Here is a 24,359-nt window from a genome sequence, read left to right as displayed (position 1 = left end):
TGGCTCACCAATAAACCATCACCAATTACCAAATTTTAACTTCTCAAACTCACTCCGAATTTCTCCACTAAAGCTTCACGAACTTTATTATGCACTGCTTCTACTTCTGCATCGGTGAGAGTGTGATCGATTGAACGATAAATTAACCGAAAAGCTAAACTCCTTTGTCCTGGTGGCACATTTTCACCACGATATTCATCAAACAATTCCACAGAATCTAATAACCCTTTACCAGCTTTCGTGATCACCTTTTCAATTTCCGAAACGGTGACTTTTACAGGAGAGAAAAAGGCAATATCTCTATCACTGGCTGGATAGGTAGAAAAAGGCTGGAATTTAGGAACTAACAGTTGATCATCATCCAGGGTATTCAAGAGCACATCTAAACTTAATTGGAACACATATACGGCCTCGGGCAAACTTTTTTCCCGTCGCAATTGGGGGTGAACTTGTCCAAAAGTACCCAATCTGATTCCCCGCACCCATAAAGAGGCGGTACGTCCTGGATGCAAACGGGAATCTCGATTTTCTGGTTGAAATTCTACCTGCAAATTAAATTGACGAAATACACTTTCTAAAATGCCTTTAGCTTCAAACCAAGTCAGGGTTTGTTCCCGTCCATCACGTGACCATTTACCAAGGGTAGAATCACCACCCATGATCCCAGCCAGCATTTCAGCTTCGTCTAAACCTTCTTCTTCTCGCCAGAAAATCCGCCCAATTTCAAAACCATTCAGCATCCCATTTCCCTGTTCTATATTATATTGACAAGCGTCAATTAAACCAGCGATTAAATCAGTTCGCAGTGCTGAATATTCGGCAAATAAAGGATTTGAAAGGACTATCTGTTTATCTTCTCCTGGTTTGACTAAAGAATAATGAATTAATTCCGTCAAACCTGCTGCCCGTAAATAAGATCGTATTTTGCGGAGTAGTTCTTGATCTAAAGATAAATAACCAGCTTCTGCTTTATCCGGTAAGGTGTCGCAGAATTTATCATAACCATAAAGACGGGCAATTTCTTCAATTAAATCAATTTCTCGTTCTAGATCACGATAACGATAAGGGGGTACTGTCACCTTCCAAGTACATTCCTCATCTTTCAATAATTCACATCCCAACGCAGTGAGGATTTTTTCTACATCATCTACTTCCAGTTCTCCAGTTTCTTCTTCTGATTGAATCGGACCTAGCACTTCATTGACTCTATCTAAACGCAGTAAGATAGAATGTGACCAAGTGGAGGGATCAGGACGAGTATCAAATATTTCTTGTTGGAGAATCACACCTGACGCTAATTCATTAATTAACGATAAAGCGCGGTTATTAGCTATTTCTAATTCGGCTCGATTTACGCCTCTTTCATATCTACCAGAAGCTTCACTTCTTAATCCCAGGCTGCGGGAAGAACGACGAATGGCGACAGAATCAAATAAAGCTGCTTCTAAAATTAGACTTTGTGTACTTTCATGAACTTGTGTTTCTTCTCCACCCATTACTCCTGCTAAAGCAACTGCTTTGTTATTAGCAGTAATTAACAAATTTTGGGTTGACAAAGTGCGGGTTTGTCCATCTAAAGTTTTTAAGGTTTCTCCAGCATCAGCAAAGCGCACACCAACGGTTAAATTTTCACTACTAGCTACAGATTGTAAACGCTCTTTGTCAAAAGCGTGGAGAGGTTGTCCCCATTCTAATAAAACATAGTTGGTAATGTCTACAACATTATTAATTGGTCTGACTCCAGCGGAACGTAAACGTTGTTGTAACCACTCAGGAGATGGGGCGATTTTGATTTGTTCAATAACTGTACTGATGTAAGCCGGACAAGCTTGAGTCTCACGGATTTTTACGGTTAAATTTCCTGTATTTTGGGCAATTGTCACGTTTTCTAGTTGTGGAATAGATAATTGACCACCAGTCAAGGCTGCGACTTCCCTGGCGATCCCCACCATAGATAAAGCATCAGCACGGTTAGCTGTCGCGGTGACATTTAAAATCACATCATCTAAACCCAACAATGGACGAACATCACTACCCAGAGACAGATTTTCTTGGGTAAAAATATGAATTCCGTCTAAATCTGTGGGTAAACCCAGTTCTTTTAAGGAACAGATCATCCCGTTAGAAGGGACACCTCTAAGTTTAGCGGGTTTAATTTTTAAATCAATTTTTGGTAAATAAGTTCCTGTGGTGGCAACTGGGACATAAATATCAGCACGGACATTAGCCGCACCACAAACAATATTTAAAGTCTCATCTGCACCAATATCTACTTGACAGATGCTCAATTTATCAGCGTTGGGATGGGGTTGACGCTCAAGCACTTTCCCCACAATTACGCCATTGGACCAAGTGCGGCGATCTTCAATATCTTCTACTTCAAACCCTGCTATTGTCAAGGTTTCGGCTAATTCTTCTGGACTAAGTTTTATTTCTACTAGTTCACGCAGCCAGGTTAAAGAAATACGCATGGAGTGTGCTTGTTTTCCGATTCGTCTTTTGCTGCTCTCATTTTAGAGTGTCTGGTCAGTAATTGAAAATTTCCAGGGAATGGGGTGTAGGGGTATATTGTCAGGGAATGCATATATACTGAAAACCGTTTAAAAGTGTCATTCTGAACGTTCGCAGAGCGTCTCTGAAAGAGATAGTGAAGAATCTCCGAGATACTTCGTTGCACTACGTTACCCATGCCTTACGGCACGCTGCGCTATCAGTATGACATAAGTCCAAGTTTCACCCCTTTGCAGTATTATGAGGCCTTGAGTATTAATCAAAACTTATCTAACCGAAAAATTTCTATATATATTATTTTTCTTTGTAAATAAGTATTAAGAAATTCTTATTAAAAAAGATTGCAATCTCTTGATTTAGTTGCTAAGGTGTGTAGTGCCAACCAACTGGTGAATGCTCGGATGAAAAAGAGGTAAAACCGATGCTCTGTATCCACTCTGCCAATCAACTTGAGTTTTGACTAATCTATGGTATCAACGAGGAATTTCTGTTTTGTACAGGCAATTAAGGGGTATTGCAAAGGAGTAATAAACAGAAATATCTGGCGTAACAATCTTACTGTTCATCAATTATCTTACCTTTTGGATAGCAAAAAGCAGAGGTAAGTCCAAGAATTTGGAGGTGAAAACCGATGAATATTCAAGGCAAAGTTGCTTTAATTACAGGGGCTTCCCGTGGAATTGGTAAAGCGATCGCATTAGAATTAGCCCAGCAAGGAGTAAAGCGGCTGATATTGGTAGCACGCGATCACCATAAATTAGCCCAAGTAGCCCAAGAAATTGAGGAAATAGGCACCGAAACGATTATCATCGCCTTAGATTTAACCCAATCAGTCAACGTGAATATTGCGATCGCCCAACTGTGGCGCAACTATGGACCTGTCCATATACTTGTCAACTGTGCAGGAGTCGCATATCAAAACTCATTTCTGCAATCAAAACTTCCCCAAGTGCAAGAAGAACTCTCCGTTAACTTGTTGGGAATGTATAACCTCACGAGTCTGATAGCGCGACGTATGGTTAGTCAAAGAGAGGGAACAATTGTCAATGTTTCCAGTCTGATGGGGAAAGTAGCAGCACCAACAATGGCCACCTATTCAGCCACCAAATTTGCAATTTTAGGCTTTACTCAAGCCTTGCGTCGGGAACTAGCAGAACACAACATCCGCGTTGTCGCTTTACTTCCCACCCTCACCGACACAGATATGGTGCGCGACTTAAAACTATTTCGTGGAGTCACCCCTATGACACCCCAGCAAGTAGCCCAAGCACTCATGATCGGACTGCAAAAGGATACATCAGAAATTTTAGTCGGATGGCAATCTCATTTAGCCGTCTGGTCTCAAAACTTTGCCCCTTGGTTGCTAGAGGTAGTTTTAAAACTAGCAGCACCCAGAAAACAACCGCAAATCAGCTTAATTAAGAGTTTAACTGCGAAAATACAGCACTTTAGTAATTGGTTGTTCTCTAAAAATAAAGTTGCGTTCGTATCAGAGCGCAAGTAATCAATCACAGGATCCCCGACTTCCTAAAAAAGTTGGGGATCTAAGAGGATACATAAATGCTAATTCATACAAGGTGATTTATCACCCAGCCAGACTGGGTGAAGATAATTATTTCTTGCTTGTCAAGACGGTAGTAAACATCATTAGCATTCCACCTAGAAGAATGGCGATCGCTAATCCTCCAATCACCAAGTCTAAAGTATGATTATCTATGTTCATGCTTAATTCCACCAAAAGTTACGTGATATTTTCTAGACACTTTTAGGATTATTCGTGTTGTTGTCTTGTTTGCCAAGAAAGGTAGAAAAACAAAATAGCCAGCAAAATATAACCCACAGCCCAACTACTACCTGTTCCTCAACCCACATAACCGTATCTGCGATCTTCTACTTATAGCTGTGCATCAAACCTACCCAAGATAAAACAGCCCCTGCTAATGACCAATAGGCAGCTTGACAAAAATCTCGTTCAATAACGTAAACAGTGATAGTAGCTAAAGTCATCAGTTAAACGCCGAACTAACTTTACATAGTTCTAACCAGACTTCTTTAATAGTAAATGCAACAACATTAACTATTAAACAACTCGATAACACCCTTGTCGAGTCGCATCTGGTATTTCAATTACCCCCTGAACTCTACCAACAAATAGACAGACAAGCATGATTCAACCTACAACCCGAATTACCTGGCTCTGTCTCCAATCGAGGATTTAACAGTGAAACTAATATAGAAATCATAGCTCTACTTTAAAACCTGATTTCCTACCACTCCTGTACCCACATTTGAATAATGCACCTGCTTCTCTTCATCAACTTAGTCAATCAGAACCCACTCATCTACTTTTTAACACAGAAAGTTGGTTAGGCTTACAAGTTAAACAACCACGTTTACCAGTTGAAACTGGCTACCGTAGCTTCTGGGATTACCTAAACCTATCTATAATAAATAAGGACATATCTGACAGCGCAAATTTTAACAGCGCCATTATCAATTTCTTCCAGGATTGGACAGAAAATAATCTTCAATCAATAACTGATGAAACCATTGCTCAGTCTCGAGATAAAATAAGCAAAGGGCTGTAAGAATGGATAGATAGTAGTATATCATCTATGGATGAAGAAACTATTTCTCAAAGATTTAAGGAAGTAGTAGAGGGGTTTAAGGGATTAGCTAATCCTAGTTATGACTATGAAGATATTTTTCAAAGATTGGTCAACTTTTTTTTATAGAAGATGACTGGGCATTTATCAAAATTGAAGGTGAACCTATATTAGGTCTTACCTGCCAAGGTAAAAATGGTACATGGAATTGCTACGCTAAAGTATACTCAAAACAGCAAATAGTTTTTTACTCAATTTATCCTACTCTCGTACCTGAAAATAAACTGTTGTCTGTTTCGGAATTTATCAATATAGCTAATTGTAACGAGCTAATTGTAAACTAGTTATAGGGAATTTTGAACTAGATTTTGAACTGAGAGAATTTCGCTATCAAACTAGTTTTGATGTATCTGTTGCTATTCCCACTTTCGGACTCATCAACAACTTAGTTTATACAAACATCACCACACTGGATGAATTTTCACCAGGACTTATATCTGTAATTGATACTGATATATTACCGAACTATGGTATCGACCAGATTGAATATGTTCCTAATTATACAGAGTCGTCTTCTTTGATTGATGAGGGTATTACAGTAACAGATGTTATAGAAAAAGCAGACAAAATTCAAAACTATCCACAGTCATCAGATATAGAGGAACAGCAATTATCTCTAGCATATATTGATGACGAAAAGATTACTAATGAGAACCATCCCCTGACTTTACTTGATAAGTAAGAAGAGAAGTGTGACAATATATTTCATATATTATCAAGATTAACACCAGAAGAAATTGCTCAATCTCATGCAGTGTTCTAGATGCAAAAACCCTATCAAATGAAACAGGCTTAAGTTCTCGTTTAGCAAGTTAAAAATTAAATGATTCAGAGATTAGATGCTGATGGTGAGGAATTATTTTTACAAGCATATACTTTCTGTAAACAAAATACATTTGATACTACAATAGTCAAATTAATCCAACTTTATTCAGGATTACCAGGACAGACACGGTTACTTCTGCAACATCTCAAATCTTGGACTGACGAGTACGGGGAACCACCAGTTAATTCCCAACCTCAGACAACTATAGTCGAGTTGAAAAAACTATTTGGGAGTATTGAAGAGCGCTGTCAAGAACTTGCAGCAGGGACGTTGCAAGGTAAACAAGAAGTAGAACTATTAATTGAAATTGAAGAATTCAGAGAAGGTTTAGCTTTTTTTTGATCAAACTATCAAAAATATAGGTGAAAATCCCAATATGGGGTTAGCCTCTGACGAATCAACATTTACTACCTCTGTGGAGTTCCTATTACCATGTTTAGTACCAAAAACCTTAAATTGGAAAAGATTGACCTCCAAAATTTGTTTTCTTTTATAGATAAATGTATGTTTTTACTCTTCTTTCATGACTTCACTTCCGTAGTAACCGATTCTGACAGTTAAAGGTGCGGAATGTGGGATAAAATATAAGTTTATCTGACGGTTAAAAATTCTTTCATGACATGGACTGCCATCCACGCCGAAATACATTGTACTATCCGCGCCCGTCATTTATTTGCACGTAACCAAAAGTTATTAGTCGCGGTTTCTGGTGGACAAGATTCTTTGTGCTTAATTAAACTATTATTGGATTTACAACCAAAATGGAAGTGGAGTTTAGCTATAGCTCATTGTGATCATTGCTGGCGTGAAGATTCCCAAGCTAATGCTCACCATGTGGAAAATTTAGCACACAATTGGCATACACCTTTTTATTTAGAAACCGCTACAAATCCAGTTAAGAATGAAGCCTCAGCCAGAAATTGGCGTTATCAAGCTTTAACAAAGATTGCCGAAGTTCATAATTATCAATATATTGTCACTGGACACACTGCAAGCGATCGCGCGGAAACTCTACTCTACAACTTGATGCGCGGTACTGGTGCTGACGGTTTACAAGCTTTAACTTGGCAACGTCCACTAAATGAGAATATTATCCTCGTACGTCCATTGTTAGAAGTTACCCGTTCCCAAACGGAGCAGTTTTGTCAAGAATTTAATTTACCAATTTGGCAAGATTCCACCAATCAAAATTTACAATATGCACGAAATCGCATTCGTCAAGAATTAATCCCATATTTAAAAGAAAATTTTAACCCCCAGGTAGAATCAAATTTGGCTCAAACTGCCGAACTCCTGCTTGCAGAGGTAGAGTATTTAGAACAAACAGCCCATCAATTGCGGTTGGAAGCGTCAGAAAAGGGTGAGAATGATATTTTACAACTAAATCGTCCCATCTTAAAAAGAGTACCCCTAGCCTTGCAACGTAGGGTAATGCGTCAGGTATTACAAAAAATATTACCTGATGCTCCCAACTTTGAACATATTGAGAAGTTAAGGGTTTTAATTACAGCCCCCAATCGTTCCCAAACCGATCCGTTTCCTGGAGGTGCGATCGCTCAAGTACAAGGTGACTGGATTTTCATAAGTTAATAAAAAAGAAGGATTTTAATCCTTCCTTTTTACTAAGAAACTAATACATCCGGCATATTCATCAAACTTTGAATGGTTTGACGCATTTCGCTAATAGTCTGACGTTGAGAATCACCAACCTCTTCAACATGAGTTAAAGAGTCTGAGATCGTGTGCAGCTTATCCCGCAAACTATCCAAGCAATCTTGAATAGGTTGTAGTGCTTGTTGATATAAATTTACCCTACCCCAGCATTCAGCAGTTGCCGTTTGCAAGTTGAGTAGTTGTTCTTCCATTGATTTGAGTTCTTGATCCTTGGACTCTAGCTCCTGAGTTTGATGATCAATTTCCCCCTGCTTAATCTCAATATCAGCACTTAGCTGTTGAATCTCATTTTCCAGCTTTTGCAATTCGTGGAAATTGTGTTGTCGTTGGTTATCAATTTGGGAAACAATTGAATCTAAATTAATCGTGTTATTACCTGGAGAGTCGATAACAAAGTGTCCTTGTCGTTGCAGCAGTATCTTTTGGTGCTGTTTAAAAGTTTGCTCCTGCCTGAGTAAATTATTGCGTTGAGGTCTTAAACTTTTATTGAGCATCCGATAGAGGTCTTTTTCTTCAGCTAGTTCTAATTCTAAATTTTTTAGTTCTTCTCCAGACACTTGTTGTATGTTTGCTTCTAAGTCTTTTATACCTTGTTCTTTGCAATTTAGCTCTTGTTCTTGGTCTTGAACGAAACTAGAATCAATTTCCAGTTTATCGTGCAAGTCTTGAACTATTTTTTGTAGTTCTTCCAGGGAAAGGTTCTCCAAAACTTCTACATCAACTTGCTGGCCAAAAAGCAGATTGTCAGCCATTGCTACCAAAGCCTGGGTTTGTTGGTATAAATCTTGTTGAGTTCCCAACTGTTCTTTAAGTATATCAGACAACCCTTGTTTGTTTTTAAGTGTTGCTGTAGTTAGTTGTAACTCGGCTATTTGTTGGTGTAGAGAATTTTGGAACTGTTGAAATTCGGTTTGGTGATCGCGCCAAGATTGCGACAGTTGTTCAACTTCACCTTGTTGTTGTTGAGCTAAAGACTGTTGCTGCTCCAGTTGTTGCCAATGTGGGTTGAGAGTAGCTTGCTGTTGTTCTAGGAGTTCAAAAGCAAAATTGAGGTTTTCCCGCAATGCAACAGTGGAACCAACACCACCAGACAAGCGATTGAGTAAATCAGTAATTGCCTTAGTTTGCGCCTCATCCACAACCGTGCCTTGGGGGGAATATGCTTGGAGGTCATCTAAACGACGCTGTTCTCCCCGCAAATGCTCCCAAGCACCTTCTAGTTCCTGACGATTGCGTTCAACTTCAGTCCGGAGCTGTTCAATTTGCTCACGGGATGATTTCACTTCCTGCTTTTGTTTTTCTAAATCTTGTACCTCATGTTCCAGGTGTTGCAGTTCTTCCCAGCGCGATTCCATCTCCATTTCTCGGCGATTTAGCTCTTGGACTTGAAACATTAGCGATTGCTTCCACTGGTCAATCTCATCTTCTTTCAGCTTAAATTTTTCCATTTGGCGGGAAAAATTCTGCAAAATATTTACTAGCGGACGACCTGCTTCCTGAATTCGCTTTACTTGACGATTCGGACTCAGTTCCACCAGTACCAGTGCGCCATCATTTAATTTACTGGCTTCTTCAGCCCCAATAGTTTCTTCCGATACAGTACTCCAATTCTGGTCGCTGCGTTGACAAGCTAGTAGTTTGAGTTCTGTTTTAGAACCACCACCGAGTAAACCGCCCTTCTGCTTTTGTACTTCTGCTAGATACAGCACACCGCTAGTCCTTTTGATGCACTTTATGTCCGTGTTTTAGGATATACCTTAGATTATTCTGTTAACTTATCTTATTTATGCTAAGTTTAGCAGCACAAGATAGACAAAACTATTTATGGAACTGATATCTCATATCTTGATATATCTTGATATATGGTAGATGCGCTCTGGGCGGAACTTTTATGTCCTGTATACATAATAGTGACTACGGCTACCGTGTGAACACTATTTTCGTCAAAAATCCATTACAAAATAATCATACTTGGTTACTAAAACTGCTGGCATAGATAATCATCCTGCCATTCTACTGGAAATATGGAAAACCTGAATTTAAGTAGGGTGCGGTGTGTGGGGGTATCCCCATCAATAAGTTGAAGAGCCACTGCGTTGGCAGGGTCTGCCCGCTGAAATCTAGTGGCGTGGGCTTTCAACCACTTGGGTATCGAGCAGGGTGTTGATTTAATCAAATAATTTTTTATTAGCCCAATACACCCTGCACCTTAACCCCTGCACCCTAATTTTGGTAACAATTAATCAAGTAATCTCTCTGGAAAGTCAAGGAGGGTTTTTTAGCTAAATGCAGGGGAATTTAAAGGAGATGGATATTTGCAGTATTCTACAACTGATTTCCTTAGGACAAAGAACAGGGCAGTTGTGGGTGGAAGCGCACAGCTCTTATCAGAGGCATAAACCTAGTCCAGAAGAAGGTATCAAGGATCATCCTGTGGGGGAAAGTAAACCACAGTCTTGGTTCGTATTTTTTCTAAACGGGCAAATAGTTTATTGTCAAGCTGGTGAAAGTAGTTTATACCGAATTGACGATTATTTGCGTCACTACCAAGTTGAACAACCGCGTAATAAAACGCAGCTTGCGAACTTAGAATCAATGATTTCTCTGGAGTATGGTTACATTTGGTCACTCTTGGAACAGAATATAATCACTCCAAAAGTAGCCCGGAATATTATTCACGGCTTGGTGCATGAGACACTATTTGATTTACTGAGTTTACACCAAGGTAGTTTCATTTTTGATTTAGGTGCAGCACTTGTCCCAGAACTAACTAACTTGGAGATTACGGTTTTGGTGACAAAAATTACCAATTAAGTGCAAAAACGGAAGCACATGTATCCACATATAGAATCACCAGAACAGTTACTAGTTCTGGCAGACACCACCAGACTCAACGACGCACTACTAGCATCAAAAGTGAATAAATTACAACATTGGGCTGATGGTAAAACAACTTTGCGCCAATTGGCTCGTTATGTGAATCGTGATATTTTAACCGTTGCCAAAGCAATATATCCTTACGTACAATAGGGATGGCTACAATTAGTATATTATGTGACTTCAGGTGCTAATAATCAACTACCAAACTGGCAGCAGGTAGATAAACACAAAGGACGGGTAGTATGCATTGAAGATGCAATCACCATCTGTGAAATAGTAGAGTCAATCTTAAAACCACAGGGGTATGAAGCAATTTCGATCACCAAACCTTTAGAAGCCCTCAGCCTCGTTTTTCAACTCAAGCCAGATTTAATTTTATGCGACATTGCCATGCCAGAATTAGATGGATATGAAATATGTTCCATACTGTGACATTCTACAGCATTTCGTCTTTTACCAATTATCATGCTGACAGGGAAAGAAGGATTTATCGATTGCGTCAGAGCCAGGATGGTTGGGGCTACAGATTATTTAACCAAGCCATTTGCAGACACTGAATTACTGATGCTTGTGGAAAAATATATCAACATAGATTCGGCTGTGGGAAAATAAACAGAATACAAGACTTGTGGATTTGCTCAAAGATAGGGTAAAAAATGTTATCACAGAATCAGCCAACACTAGCAAAACTGCCATACTCAGTAAACTAGTGAAGCAGTATAAATAATTTATACAATAAATCGCTTGTATAGACAATTGGGGAAAATTCCAGAGAAAGAAAGTATAAAGCAGGAGGTAGATAGGGATTTATGAGTACAGTTCTGATTGTTGAAGACAGTATCGCCCAAAGGGAGATGATTACAGACCTCCTTAAAGCTAGTGGTCTAACTGTTACCCATGCTGGGGATGGAGTAGAAGCTTTAGAAGCAATTCAAAGCACACCTCCCGATTTAGTAGTTTTAGATATTGTCATGCCCCGGATGAACGGCTACGAACTTTGTCGGCGTTTAAAGTCCGATCCCAAGACCCAAAATGTCCCTGTCGTCATGTGTTCATCCAAAGGTGAAGAATTTGATCGCTATTGGGGTATGAAACAGGGAGCCGACGCTTACATAGCCAAACCGTTTCAACCAACTGAATTGGTAGGAACAGTCAAACAACTGCTGCGAGGATAAGGATGAAAAGAACATGGTTAGCAAACCCGACTTTTTAAGTGGTAGTGGTCAAGACCAATTTCGCCCGGAATTACAACTAGAAAGTCCTGAAGGGGAGTTACATTTAAGATTTTACATTCCCTCGCATCAGGAATTTGCATTGCAAGCAACTGGCATCCGGGAAGTAATAGAACTTAGTCCTGATCGCATCACCCCAATTCCTAACGCTTCTCCACTGCTTTTAGGCACTCTTAATTTGCGAGGGCGATTAATTTGGGTGGCAGATTTGGGTCAATTTCTAGGGGATGCAACTCCCTTAAACACAGATAAATCTGAGATACCAGTAATTGCTATTGAAGATCAAGACATAATAGTAGGCTTAGGGGTCGAGCAAATCTGTGGTATGGGCTGGCTAGATGCACAATCTTTGATGCCGCCAAATAACATCCCAGATACTATGGCTCCCTTTTTACGTGGAGAATGGTTAGATACTAACAATAATAAGTATCTGCGACTAATAGATCAAACGGCAATTTTGCGAAGTGCTAGGTGGGCAGGATGAAGTCGGGAGGGTGGAAATGGCAACAACAAATATAGATGATCAAAATTCTAAATATCAGCAGGCAGTAACAGCGTATACACAAGGAGATTATGAGGTTGCGGCTACTTTAGTGGACCAAGCGGTAAATAATCTACCAGATGATCCTAATTCTCATCTGTTGCGGGGTCATATATACTATGTTTTGCAGCATTTTGAAACAGCAAAAGCCGAATATGAGCAGGTGTTTCATTTAACAGATGATGAAGGAATTATTGGTTCTGCCACTGGTTATCTTGAAAATATCAATCTATATCTACAATCTTTGCGTGAAGACGCAGCAGAAATAGAGTTCGAACAACTAATAAATTCTGAGAAAGTATCAAACGGGCTGGTAACTGATGAAGGAGAATTACTAGATTTAGGAGTTGATATAGACTTGGATAACTCCAGTTTTAATCTAAAATCTTTTGGTGATTATGAAGTATCTGAAGAAGCTCTCGAAGATATATCTGTGAGTAATCCGTTTGATAGTTCATTAGACAGTCTTAACTTTGATCGAATATCCAGTAACACAGTAGATTTTGGTAATGATCCTTTTGCTTTAGATCAACCATTTACTGAACTACAAGCAAGTAGCAGTGGCAGTGAAGCATTAGGAGAATTGGAATTATCTCCTGTCTGCCAAAAAAATAATCATTTCTCTGACCTTGATGGAAATTCTGATCAAGCGGATTCAGCCATGAATGATGTTCAAATGAACTCAGATTTTGGAGATATTAATTTATCAGATGACTATAACGCTTCATCGCTGGCTGAATCATTCAGGCAACCAGAAGATTCATCAGAATTTGAGAATATAAATATGGGGAATTTGGGCTTCTCCAGCAATAGTCAGAAAAGTCTTCATGTCATCATTGATGAACAAGAACTCCATGATGATTTCACTAGAGAAGATTTTATAGACATCAGTGACGAGACTTCTTTGAGTAGTGCAGACAGTTGGTTACAAAAAATTCCAGAGGAACTAAACAATAACTCAGCTTCTAACTTTAATAATCAAGTATCTTCATCTTTAAATAACAATTCTGATCATACCGATCAGCAGGCTAATTCAGATGGGAAACAAAATCAACATAACTTTGATGATGATAGTTTCGATTTAGAAGCATTTGAGTCTGCCTTTGGCTCAGAAAGCTTTGCTAGTGATGAAGATAATAACCGTTTGCAGGGAGAAACTCCACAAAATATTCAGTTTTTGGATGATTTTAACGAATTTGATCATTTAGGCAGTATTCCTAGCTTTGATCTCAGTGCAGATTCTAACTACAATGATATAGAGTTATTGTCAGACACCAGGGAAAATAGAGTTAGTAAAACCTGCGGTAGCAGTAGTTTTACTGATAATGCTTCACTGAATAACGTCGTTGACCGTGATGAAGAATTATTCACAATTACTGGAGCGCAAGAAGCAGTTCCTGTTTTTACAGAAACAGATGCTTCTAAACTAGAACCAACTGTCAATATAGATCAAGGCTTGTTTGGATTTTTTGAGAATGCGTCTCTAGAGAAGAAGCAATGGTATATCGCTGGCACAGTGGGGCTAACCTCAGCCGTGGTAGCAGCTTTGATTAGCTTTGGCGCTACAGAATTTTCAGAACCCTCACAACGGGAATCGGTGCGGAATACAGGTTGGGCAATGGCTTTGGCCGCAGGAGTAGCTGGTGGTATGACCGCTGGCTTTATGGGTAATCTCGCACTTAAGCAAATTCGGCGCACTACTAAAGATTTACAAGCTCAGTTTGATGCTGTCCGAGAGGGAAATCTCAATGTTCAAGCCACAGTTTACTCAGAAGATGAATTAGGCTACTTATCCACGAGTTTCAACGATATGGCGCGGGTAATTTTCACAACTACCAATGAAGCGCAACGCAAGGCGGTGGAACAAGAGGAAGCAAAAGAAAACTTGCAACGCCAAGTTATCCGCCTCTTAGACGACGTAGAAGGCGCGGCTAGAGGAGATTTAACAGTTCAAGCTGAGGTGACAGCAGACGTACTAGGTGCTGTTGCGGATGCCTTTAACCTGACAATTCAAAACTTGCGGGATATTGTGCAGCAGGTGAAAGTAGCTGCACGAGAAGTAACCAAAGGCTCGACTAATTCAGAAACTTTTGCTAGAGCATTATCTGGGGATGCTTTGCGTCAAGCAGAAGAGTTAGCAGTGACGTTGAATTCCGTACAGGTAATGACCGAATCTATTCAACGCGTAGCAGTAGCGGCAAAAGAAGCAGAAACTGTAGCTCGTGATGCCAGTGCGATCGCTCTCAAAGGAGGAGAAGCAGTAGAAAATACAGTGGCGGGGATTTTGGAAATTCGGGAAACAGTGGCAGAAACTACCCGCAAAGTGAAGCGATTAGCAGAATCTTCTCAAGAAATTAACTCTATCGTCGCCTTGGTATCCCAGATTGCTTCTAGAACCAACTTATTGGCGCTCAATGCCAGTATTGAGGCAGCAAGAGCAGGAGAAGCGGGAAGAGGATTTGCGATTGTAGCCGATGAAGTCCGCCAATTAGCTGATAAATCTGCCAAATCTTTAAAAGAAATCGAACAAATCGTGATGCAAATCCAGAGTGAAACTAGCTCTGTAATGACAGCGATGGAAGAAGGTACACAACAAGTAATTAAAGGAACAAAACTAGCAGAAGAAGCCAAGCGAGCGCTAGAAAACATTATCCAAGTAGCTGATCATATTGATAGTCTAGTACGCTCAATTACCAGCGATACTGTAGAACAAACCGAAACCTCTCTTGCTGTCGCTCAGGTCATGCAATCAGTGGAACTCACAGCCCAAGAAACATCCCAAGAAGCACAGCGAGTCTCAGCCGCTTTACAACACCTGGTGGGAGTATCCCGCGACTTGATTGCTTCCGTAGAACGCTTCCGGGTGGAAACCATTGAATCTAAATAAAGGAATAAGGATGAAGTATAAAATATATTTGTGCTTCACCTTGCTCCTACCCTGACATAAGCCTTTGGGCTACTTAAGAATCCCTTTACCTTGAGGTTGGGGAGTGTCAATCATCCTTTATTCTTCATCCTTGTTTATGCAGCCGGAACAACAACAACGGATTTTGGGTTACTTTATTGAAGAAGCTAGAGAACACCTGAATACAATCGAACAGGGGTTACTGAAGCTACAAGATACCCTCAACGACCCAGAAATGATCAACGAAGTCTTCCGGGCTGCTCACTCCATTAAAGGAGGGGCAGCTATGCTGGGCCTAAACAGTATCCAGCAGACATCTCACCGTTTGGAAGATTATTTTAAAGTTCTCAAAGAGCATCCAGTTCAGGTTGACCAAAAGCTAGAGTCTTTGTTTCTTGGTGTCTCTGATACTTTAAAAGCGTTGTTAGATCATGTGGGTAGTCCGTTTGGTTTGTCAGAAGAAACGGCTAATACTTTGATGTTAGAAACTGAACCATTCTTGGAGGGACTAAATCAACATTTAGAACTACTGCTTGAACAATCAGGAGCAACTACCACCCCCATTGCTGCAAATGCACCCATACAAGCACCAAAACAGGATTTAGTACCTCAACAAGAGCCAGCAAAAGCTGTAGTAGCTAGTGAACAGTGGTCAGAGTTTCACTCTCATGTACTAAAGTCCTTGCGGGAGATATTGCAACTGTTTAAGGAAGGTAACACATCTTCATCACGGGATAATTTAAAGGAATGCTGTCACAAGTTAGTTAAACTTGGTGAGACAATGAATTTGTCCAATTGGTGCAAATTGTCTCAAGCAGCTGCCAATGCGATAGCCAATCCTGATAATACTTATTTGACCTTAGCTAAAATAGTTATTACCGAAATTAAACAAGCCCAAGAATTAGTTATTCAAGGTAGAGAAGCAGAAATAACCATTTGTCAGGAATTAGAAGCACTGGAACTAATTCCCGAACTTGAGTGGCCAGATGAACTAAAACTTGATTGGGTTGAAGACCAACCAACAGTCACAGGAGTTGCAAATATACTAGAAAAACATACAGATAATGTACTGCTGCCAGAAATAGCACTAACTGAAACAGATATAACTTCTGTGAGTGCCACTTCCTTATTCACTGATCAAAACGACATATTCAATCTAAATAGCAATGCTCCTGACCATAATGGACTAGAGGTAGGAACTGCTGAATTGGGTGCCCTAGCAGACTTGTTTGAAGGTGAGACTCCTGATTTAGAAGAACATTGGCAAAATGAAGAAAACATAGAAACTACCATTCATCAAATAGGAAGTAATAACACTGGATTTGAATATGCTGATGCCGATTTAGCTGATTTACTTTCACCATTAGATAATGACACTAACAATGATCAGCGACAAAGCCCCACTAATATCACAGAAGACCTATTCTTTGGAGAACTCTTTTCAGAACTAGAGAATACAGAACATAGTGATATTGCCATTACTCATACAAATTTAGAATTTTCCCTAGCTAATATTGATAATGAAGAATTGACGATAAATGAGCCAGAAGAGTCACAATCTTCAGAAGAAATTGGCTTAACAAGTATCAATACGACGGATGAATTAGTGGAAAGTCTCTGGGGATTAACACCAGATGATGACGAATCTCCTTGTTCAGAGGAACTCACACCACCAGAATCCGTAGTCACTACCAGCAGTTTTGAAGAATTTTCAGCCACTAACAAGATCGATTCACCAGAGGAAATAACTGTAGCTGGTGAACCCACATCAGAACAGCATCAGCTTCAACTAGAAAACTTGTTTTCAGATAATTTGCTGGGCGAAATAGAACCCGTTATTCAAGCAGATTTATCAATAGAAACAACCGAAGATTTAGAAATTGGTGATATAAATATATTTTCTTTACCAGAAACATCAACAGCAGAAATTTCACAAGCTGAAAATGATTTTGACTTCTTGAATCCGACAGATACAGCAGCAATATTAGGAGTCAATGCTGGAGTCGGACAAGATGTAGTGAGGGAATTAGAAGAAGATATATTTGCATCATTTGGAGAAACTTTAGGTGATACTCAACAGCCACTTTCTAACCTGAATTACTTGGAAGACTTTGATTGTACTGCACAGGAGCAAGAAAAATTAGGGGATTTGGGATTGGTATCAGAGCCAGATAATAATATATTTTCTGACTGGTCAGATTCCCAATATACTTTTAGCATTGTTGATGATGGTGAATTGTATTTACCAGAAATGTATAGCTTCTCTCCTGAGCCAGAAACTCTGGATTTTAGTCCAGAATTTACTAAACAATTTTCCGAAACAAATGCTGAACTGGAACTAGATATTTTTGCTGGTTTTGATGACAATAAAGAGAATGTATTAGTCTCCCTAGAGAATATAAGTATAAGCCAAAGTTCCTCAACACTTGCTCGCCAGGAAAATACAAAGATTAATACTGCTCATAATTTCAATATTCTCAATTTGAGTGTCGCGACACAGCCAGAGGCACAAGAGGAAGAAGTCAACGAAACTTTGGTACAAGACATCAATACTGCCTCCTGGGATGCTACTTTCTTAGAATTGGGGCTAGAAAACGAAATTACAGATGATTTATCTGATCAGTTTCTGGTAAACCTTGAACAAGCAAATCATGAAGAACTAGAGGCAGAAACTACAGCAGTAGCTAATCCAGAAAATCAGGTTCATATCCAGGATGAATTTGCTGATTTAGAAACATTATTAGATTTAGAGGAAGAAATAGATTTATCCCCTAATGTCGATTCCATGCCAGATGTGGATTTTGCGGCTTTAGAAGCATTGCTGAATACAGATGATGCCCAAGCAACACAAACGCCTAAAACAGCACCGATAGTCAGTCAACCAACAGTCTCCAAAGCTCAGAATGCTTTTGTGGACTCAGAAATATCCGATGAATTTAGGAACTTAGAGAAATTGCTGGCTGAAGTCAATCAAACCATTGCAGCTCAAGGCAGAACTACAAAATCTACTGCCAGTAAAACACCACGTCCCACTACTCGTCGGCTCAGAGAAGAAGGCATGAAAATTCCAGTTAAACAACTGGATGAGATGAGTAACTTAGTTGGAGAGTTGGTGGTAAATCGTAACACCTTAGAGCAGGATCATGAACGTCTGCGACAGTCATTGGATAACTTGCTGATTCAAGTACAGCATCTTTCAGATGTGGGTGGAAGAATGCAGGAGTTATACGAGCGATCACTCCTAGAAGCTTCTCTGTTAAGCAGCCGCAGATCCAGAGACTATGGACAGTCTAGCAATGCTAATAATGACAGAGGGTTTAGCGAACTGGAAATGGATCAATTTACCCTTTTCCATACCCTCTCCCAAGAAACAATAGAATACATTGTCCGACTGCGGGAGTCAGCCAGCGACATTGACTTTGTCACCGAAGAAACTGAGCGTGTAGCACGGCAGTTCCGCCAAGTCACCACCCAGCTACAAGAAAGACTAACCAAAGCGCGAATGGTGCCTTTTGCTCAAGCCATTGATCGCTTGCGTCGAGGAGTGCGGGATAACGGTATCAAGTATGGAAAACAAGTAGAGTTGGTAACAGAAGGGGCAGATACATTAATTGACAAGATGATTTTGGATCATCTGACCGATCCACTCACTCATATGCTCAACAATGCGATCGCTCACGGTATTGAAACAACAGAAGTCCGCAAAGCAGCAGGTAAACTACCTCTGGGCATCATTACCATCCGTGCTTTCCACCAAGGCAACCAAACAGTTATTTCCGTGACCGATGATGGTGCTGGTATTGATCACCATAACGTCAAACTCAAAGCAATTCAAAAAGAGATCATCACACCAGAAGAAGCGCAAAATATGACCCGCCAAGACTTATATGAACTTTTGTTCCTGCCCAGTTTCAGCACCGCCGATGAAATTGATGATATCAAAGGCCGGGGTGTGGGCATGAACGTAGTTGAAAACGATATTAACGAAATTCGCGGCACAGTTAGCACAGATTCTGTACTAGGTAAAGGAACCACCTTCACTATTCGTCTACCACTCACCCTGAGTATCTGCAAAGCTCTCTGCTGCATATCCGATAAATCCAGAATTGCCTTCCCAATGGACGGCGTAGAAGACACAGTAGATATACCCATCACAGATATTCACAAAGATATTGATGGACAATCATTTATTTACTGGCGGGATACAGTTCTACCATTCCGACCTTTACAGGAAATTTTAGCCTTCAATCGCCAGATCAGTCGTGCCAGTATCTACAGCAGTACGCGAGATGATGACATGCTTTCTGTCGTGATCTTGCGGTCAGGTAATTCAATGGTTGCCCTCCAAATAGACCAAGTTCTCAGCGAGCAAGAAATAGTTATTAAACAATTTGAAGGGCCAGCACCCAAACCCAGTGGTGTAGCCGGTGCTACCGTTCTCGGTGATGGTCGCATTATGCCCATTGCCGACGTTTTAGAAATCATCGACATCTTCCAAGGTAAGATGTCCAGACAAATTGGTGGCGGTTCTTGGCCGCGGAAAGCCCTTCCTCCTATGCTTGAAGCCCCAGAAGTAAAAATTGAACCCACAGTTCTAATAGTCGATGACTCAATCACTGTTCGAGAACTACTTTCCCTCACCTTCAACAAAGCAGGTTATCGCGTTGAACAAGCCCGTGATGGTCAAGAAGCCTGGGATAAACTACGTTCTGGTTTACCTTGCGATATCGTCTTCTGTGACATTGAAATGCCCAGATGTGATGGACTAGAATTGCTATCACGCATCCAAAAAGACACCACTCTCAATCATTTACCTATAGCCATGCTCACCTCACGAGGTGCAGATAAACATAGACAAATGGCCGTTCAATTGGGTGCTAGTGGTTACTTTACCAAACCCTATCTAGAAGAAGCACTACTAGAAGCAGCTTCCCGGATGCTGAAAGGGGAAAAACTGGTTATCGCTTAAGTAGGGACTGGGGACCGGGAAAAGTCCTCACTACCCAAAACCTAATTTATATTCTTGAGTAGTAGCCTAAAGATGGGGATATGGGGAAAATAGAGAATGCACTGCAATAATTTCTATAACTATGTCTAATTCTCAAACTCCTCTCACCTATCCCACCACCAAAAAAAGCAATCAAGTTGATAATTATCACGGTACTGTGGTTGTCGATCCTTACCGTGCTTTAGAAGATCCAGATTCGGAAGAAACAAAAGCCTGGGTTGACGCACAAAATCAAATTACTTTCACTTATCTAAACCAAATTCCAGCGCGAGAAAAAATTAAACAGCGTCTCACAAAATTATGGGATCATGAAAAGTATGGTATTCCCTTTAAAAAAGGTGAAAACTACTTTTATTTCAAAAATGACGGACTGCAAAACCAAAGTGTTCTCTATATTCTGCCCATTTTAGATGCAGAACCTAGAGTTTTACTAGACCCTAATCAACTTTCCGCAGACGGTACAGTTGCTCTTTTGGGAATTGAAATTAGTGAAAATGGTCAACTTTTAGCATATAGTTTATCTACCTGTGGTTCAGATTGGCAAGAATGGAAAGTTAGAGATATTCAAACAGGTGAAGACTTACAAGATCATTTAAAATGGGTGAAATTTTCTGGTGCTTCTTGGACTAATGACCATCAAGGTTTTTTCTACAGTCGTTATGATGAACCAAATGAAAAAACCAAATTAGAAGATGTTAATTATTACCACAAACTTTATTACCACAAACTTGGTACATCTCAATCAGAAGACATATTAATTTATCATCGTCCTGATGAAAAAGAATGGGGTTTTAGTGGAACTGTAACAGAAGATGGCAAATATCTGATTATTTCTGTTTGGCTAGGGACTGACTACAGAAACTTGGCTTTTTACAAAGATTTGACTAACCCTAATGCTGAGGTGGTCGAATTAATTAACCAATTTGAGGCAGATTATAGCTTTATTGATCATGATGATGGAGTTTTCTACTTTCGTACAGATTTAAATGCACCACGGGGTAGAGTTATTGCCATTGATACTCAAAATCAAGCGTCAGAAAATTGGTTAGAAATTATTCCCCAAGCCCCAGAAACATTAGAAAGTGTTGGCATTTTAAATAATCAATTTGTGGCTGATTATCTCCAAGATGCTCACAGCCAAATTAAAATATTTGATCTCACTGGTAACTTTATCCGCGAAGTAGAATTACCAGAACTCGCTTCTGCTAGAGGCTTTGGTGGTAAACGTTATGATACAGAAACATTTTATAGTTTCACCAGCTTTATTAGACCGGACACTATCTACCGCTACTACATGAAAACTGGTAAAAGTGAAATTTTCCGTCAGCCCAAGATAGATTTTAATCCTAATGATTATGAGACAAAACAAGTCTTTTATCAAAGTAAAGACGGTACACAAGTACCGATGTTTATCACTCACAAAGAAGGCATTGAATTAGATGGTAATAACCTAATTTATCTCTATGGATATGGCGGTTTTAATATTTCTTTGACTCCTAATTTTTCCGTAAGTTTGTTAGTGTGGCTGGAAATGGGGGGAGTTTATGCTGTACCTAATTTGCGCGGTGGTGGTGAATATGGAGAAGAATGGCATCAAGCGGGAATGAAGGAGAAAAAGCAGAATGTTTTTGATGATTTTATTGCTGCGGCTGAATGGTTAATTGCTAATAATTACACTCAACCTAAAAAACTGGCTATTGGTGGTGGTAGTAATGGTGGTTTGTTAGTGGGTGCTTGTATGACACAACGCCCTGATTTATTTGCTGCTGCTTTACCCGCAGTGGGTGTAATGGATATGTTGCGTTTCCATCAATTTACTATTGGTTGGGCTTGGATAGCTGAATATGGTTCTTCGGAAAATGCGGAGGAGTTTAAAACTCTTTATGCTTATTCACCGTTGCATAATTTGCAGATGGGGACAGCTTATCCTAGTACTTTAATTACTACGGCTGATCATGATGATAGGGTAGTTCCTGCCCATAGTTTTAAGTTTGCGGCAGCTTTGCAAGAATGTCATGTTGGTAATGCACCGGTGTTGATTAGAATTGAAACGAAAGCTGGACATGGTGCAGGTAAACCGACGGCGAAAATTATTGAGGAAGCGGCGGATAAGTGGGCGTTTTTGGTGCGGGTTTTGGGGGTTGAGTTTTAGGTTTTTTCGTTGTGTCTTTGTGGTTGGAGAACAAGATAACCTGTAACTAATTCAATCACTTTCATTGTCGTTCCCACTATGAGCGGAACATGATGCTCATTTAGTTCTACATATTTATATTATGTAGCGGTGAGTGTCATAATTTATCTGTTGTTGCTTGGGGTGGCTAGATATTTTAGTCAATTTAATTAAGAGGAATTAAGTTATACCAATTCTCTATGAGGCTGCACAGAATAAAGCTTGGTGAAACAGAGCTTCAAGGATGAAATCATAACTGGTCAAAGAGGATATGACCTCAGAAGATAATTGAGCTAATTCATGTTGAACTCCTTGACGCAATTGGTCGAGATGTGAGAAACTTTCACCTTTGAACTGACGTTTAATAAACTGCCATAATCGCTCCATGGGGTTAAGTTGAGGAGAGTGAGATGGTTGAAAAATGGGAATAATATTTTTAGGGCAAGACAGTGCCAAAGCTTGGTGTGCAGAAGCTTGATCCATCTGCATTAATGCCATATCAGAACCTAATTCTTGAGATAGGACATCCAAGAATTTCTGAAAATTTTCACTGTTTAGATGAGGATATTCCTGACAAAAATGCCATCCAGAGGTGGGTTCAACAACTCCATAAAGCCAAAATGCTTTTCGTGGCCACTGCACCCTCACTACAGGTTTAACACCACGAGCCGTAATCACTCACTCGTCCAGTTTCGGTCTTCAAACCTAATCTGGTTTCGTCCTGGCACAGGTAACTCAGTCGTTTTCCCCCACCCAATAGTTTCTCTAAAGCTACCAAGGCAAGGGGGATGTTTTCTTAAAAAGGTTTATAGCTTGCTCATCTTGTGATGAGCTGATGGGTCGAGGTACTTTCAATTTTGCCCCTAGTTTGTAGGGCACTAAACTGTAAACTGTCTTGTATTTGACTTGGACGTGCCATTCTTGCTCTAGCCATTCCACAATTTGCCTATAACTGCTAAACCTTTGGGGGGATTCTAACTTTGATATTAGTTGTGATAGCATTTCACCTTGTATTAAAGGAGTTGCCCCAGGCGCAGTTTTTACCTCTCAAAGAGAAGATAGTCCTCCTTTTCCATACCTTTGTAACCATCCTGTTATTGTTGACCCATCTCTGCCCAATCTTCGGCTCACTTCTTGATGCTGGGTTACTTGTTCTGTTTTTATCCACCACAGCATTTGTAAACGTTCTTTGTCTAATGCTGTCCGCGCATTTTTCAGGCTTTTTGACAAATACTCAGCACTTTCTTGAACTTCTAGATTGAAAGGGCGTGCCATTGCTTCCTCATGAGTCTTTATCTTCCATGTTCTTTATTCTACAGTTCTATCTACACTCATTTAGACTTGGTATTAAATGTAAATAGAAAAACCTAGTTCGTCTATCCTCTCAGACTCTATTCTACAACTGTAACTTTTTTTCGTGAATGGCTTATGAAGCTACGTTTTTATATGGTCTTACCTTTGTGTCTCAGTCTGATTCTGAGTGTTCATGCCGTTTTCTGGCAATTTTACCACTGCTGCCACACCAGTAGTTACATCTCTTTCTGCACTCTGTTTTACCCAAGGGGTGCAAAAAACGGTGTTGGAAAATGGCTTAACTGTACTCACCAAAGAAGTACATACTGCACCTAAGTGTGCAGGTTTGGTATAAGGTTGGTTCCCGCAATGAGGGAAAAGGAGAAAATGGGATTTCTCACCAACTTGAACATTTAATGTTTAAGGGTACTACTGACCGTCCGGTGCAATTTGGGTAGTCAGTTTAATGCTTTTACTACTTTTGATGAAACGGCTTATTTTGATGAAACGGCTTATTTTGGTACAGTGCAGTGAGATAAGTTAGAAGCACTGTTGACTCTGGAAAGCGATCGCATGAAAAATGCTTTAATAGACTCAGAGCAACTAACTACTGAAAAGCGTGTGGTCATGAAGAATTAAACCGAGCGACAATA

14 protein-coding genes and 2 pseudogenes are annotated in these 24,359 nt (G+C 40.0%); 11 read left to right on the top strand and 5 right to left on the bottom strand.

Features of this window, described 5'->3' with window-relative positions; all coding sequences use genetic code 11:
• Window positions 1–35 precede the first annotated feature (35 nt).
• Entirely contained in the window at window positions 36–2,471 is a 2,436-nt protein-coding gene (pheT, locus tag AAZO_RS23625; protein WP_013193101.1) for a phenylalanine--tRNA ligase subunit beta, read from the bottom strand.
• Window positions 2,472–3,142: 671 nt separating this feature from the next.
• On the opposite strand from pheT, the gene AAZO_RS23620 reads away from it, so the two are divergent.
• The 4 genes from AAZO_RS23620 (at window position 3,143) to tilS (ending at window position 7,593) form a co-directional block, all read left to right on the top strand.
• On the top strand, window positions 3,143–4,015 hold the full coding sequence (locus AAZO_RS23620) for an SDR family NAD(P)-dependent oxidoreductase (protein ID WP_013193100.1): 873 nt from the start codon (window positions 3,143–3,145) through the stop codon (window positions 4,013–4,015).
• Window positions 4,016–5,694: 1,679 nt separating this feature from the next.
• Complete coding sequence (locus AAZO_RS35885; protein WP_013193097.1) at window positions 5,695–5,859, top strand: hypothetical protein; 165 nt, start codon at window positions 5,695–5,697, stop codon at window positions 5,857–5,859.
• A gap of 141 nt (window positions 5,860–6,000) precedes the next feature.
• Window positions 6,001–6,345, top strand: a complete 345-nt coding sequence (locus tag AAZO_RS23610) for a hypothetical protein (protein ID WP_013193096.1) — start codon at window positions 6,001–6,003, stop codon at window positions 6,343–6,345.
• A 273-nt stretch (window positions 6,346–6,618) separates the two neighbouring features.
• Complete coding sequence (gene tilS, locus AAZO_RS23605) at window positions 6,619–7,593, top strand: tRNA lysidine(34) synthetase TilS (protein ID WP_013193095.1); 975 nt, start codon at window positions 6,619–6,621, stop codon at window positions 7,591–7,593.
• Window positions 7,594–7,625: 32 nt separating this feature from the next.
• Here tilS and hmpF read toward each other — a convergent pair whose 3' ends face one another.
• On the bottom strand, window positions 7,626–9,386 hold the full coding sequence (hmpF, locus tag AAZO_RS23600) for a pilus motility taxis protein HmpF (RefSeq protein WP_013193094.1): 1,761 nt from the start codon (window positions 9,384–9,386) through the stop codon (window positions 7,626–7,628).
• A gap of 577 nt (window positions 9,387–9,963) precedes the next feature.
• On the opposite strand from hmpF, the pseudogene AAZO_RS23595 reads away from it, so the two are divergent.
• The 6 genes and pseudogenes from AAZO_RS23595 (at window position 9,964) to AAZO_RS23570 (ending at window position 22,395) form a co-directional block, all read left to right on the top strand.
• Window positions 9,964–11,169, top strand: a pseudogene (locus AAZO_RS23595) (response regulator).
• Window positions 11,170–11,366: 197 nt separating this feature from the next.
• The gene (locus tag AAZO_RS23590) at window positions 11,367–11,732 is read left to right on the top strand and encodes a response regulator transcription factor (RefSeq protein WP_013193093.1); all 366 of its coding nucleotides are present in this window, start codon (window positions 11,367–11,369) and stop codon (window positions 11,730–11,732) included.
• 13 nt (window positions 11,733–11,745) lie between these two features.
• Window positions 11,746–12,273: a chemotaxis protein CheW gene (locus tag AAZO_RS23585; RefSeq protein WP_013193092.1), complete on the top strand. Its 528-nt coding sequence runs from the start codon at window positions 11,746–11,748 to the stop codon at window positions 12,271–12,273.
• 16 nt (window positions 12,274–12,289) lie between these two features.
• A complete protein-coding gene (locus AAZO_RS23580) occupies window positions 12,290–15,217 on the top strand; it encodes a methyl-accepting chemotaxis protein (protein WP_013193091.1) in 2,928 nt (975 codons plus the stop codon).
• Window positions 15,218–15,353: 136 nt separating this feature from the next.
• Entirely contained in the window at window positions 15,354–20,204 is a 4,851-nt protein-coding gene (locus tag AAZO_RS23575; protein WP_013193090.1) for a hybrid sensor histidine kinase/response regulator, read from the top strand.
• 121 nt (window positions 20,205–20,325) lie between these two features.
• Entirely contained in the window at window positions 20,326–22,395 is a 2,070-nt protein-coding gene (locus AAZO_RS23570; protein ID WP_013193089.1) for a prolyl oligopeptidase family serine peptidase, read from the top strand.
• A 216-nt stretch (window positions 22,396–22,611) separates the two neighbouring features.
• Here AAZO_RS23570 and AAZO_RS23565 read toward each other — a convergent pair whose 3' ends face one another.
• From AAZO_RS23565 to AAZO_RS34505, 3 genes are all read right to left on the bottom strand, one after another.
• The gene (locus AAZO_RS23565; RefSeq protein WP_041641988.1) at window positions 22,612–23,091 is read right to left on the bottom strand and encodes a transposase; all 480 of its coding nucleotides are present in this window, start codon (window positions 23,089–23,091) and stop codon (window positions 22,612–22,614) included.
• Between the two features lie 93 nt (window positions 23,092–23,184).
• Window positions 23,185–23,415, bottom strand: a complete 231-nt coding sequence (locus AAZO_RS44330) for a winged helix-turn-helix domain-containing protein (RefSeq protein ID WP_049790495.1) — start codon at window positions 23,413–23,415, stop codon at window positions 23,185–23,187.
• 45 nt (window positions 23,416–23,460) lie between these two features.
• A complete protein-coding gene (locus AAZO_RS34505) occupies window positions 23,461–23,688 on the bottom strand; it encodes a helix-turn-helix domain-containing protein (protein ID WP_041640488.1) in 228 nt (75 codons plus the stop codon).
• A gap of 171 nt (window positions 23,689–23,859) precedes the next feature.
• Between AAZO_RS34505 and AAZO_RS32185 the strand changes: the two are divergent.
• Window positions 23,860–24,336, top strand: a pseudogene (locus tag AAZO_RS32185) (M16 family metallopeptidase); the annotation flags it as partial.
• Between the last annotated feature and the right edge of the window lie 23 nt (window positions 24,337–24,359).

The sequence above is a fragment of the 'Nostoc azollae' 0708 genome (genome assembly GCF_000196515.1).
Classification (GTDB): Bacteria; Cyanobacteriota; Cyanobacteriia; order Cyanobacteriales; family Nostocaceae; genus Trichormus_B; species Trichormus_B azollae.
The sequence above is the reverse complement of the archived record's forward strand: the minus strand, read 5'-3'. Positions and strand labels throughout refer to the sequence as shown.

Bases quoted from the DNA above. Each gene is read 5' to 3' on its own strand.
- pheT (WP_013193101.1), bottom strand. From the start codon at position 2,471: ATGCGTATTTCTTTAACCTGGCTGCGTGAACTAGTAGAAATAAAACTT.
- AAZO_RS23620 (WP_013193100.1), top strand. From the start codon at position 3,143: ATGAATATTCAAGGCAAAGTTGCTTTAATTACAGGGGCTTCCCGTGGA.
- AAZO_RS23610 (WP_013193096.1), top strand. From the start codon at position 6,001: ATGATTCAGAGATTAGATGCTGATGGTGAGGAATTATTTTTACAAGCA.
- tilS (WP_013193095.1), top strand. From the start codon at position 6,619: ATGACATGGACTGCCATCCACGCCGAAATACATTGTACTATCCGCGCC.
- AAZO_RS23590 (WP_013193093.1), top strand. From the start codon at position 11,367: ATGAGTACAGTTCTGATTGTTGAAGACAGTATCGCCCAAAGGGAGATG.
- AAZO_RS23585 (WP_013193092.1), top strand. From the start codon at position 11,746: ATGGTTAGCAAACCCGACTTTTTAAGTGGTAGTGGTCAAGACCAATTT.
- AAZO_RS23580 (WP_013193091.1), top strand. From the start codon at position 12,290: ATGGCAACAACAAATATAGATGATCAAAATTCTAAATATCAGCAGGCA.
- AAZO_RS23575 (WP_013193090.1), top strand. From the start codon at position 15,354: ATGCAGCCGGAACAACAACAACGGATTTTGGGTTACTTTATTGAAGAA.
- AAZO_RS23570 (WP_013193089.1), top strand. From the start codon at position 20,326: ATGTCTAATTCTCAAACTCCTCTCACCTATCCCACCACCAAAAAAAGC.
- AAZO_RS44330 (WP_049790495.1), bottom strand. From the start codon at position 23,415: ATGCTATCACAACTAATATCAAAGTTAGAATCCCCCCAAAGGTTTAGC.
- AAZO_RS34505 (WP_041640488.1), bottom strand. From the start codon at position 23,688: ATGGCACGCCCTTTCAATCTAGAAGTTCAAGAAAGTGCTGAGTATTTG.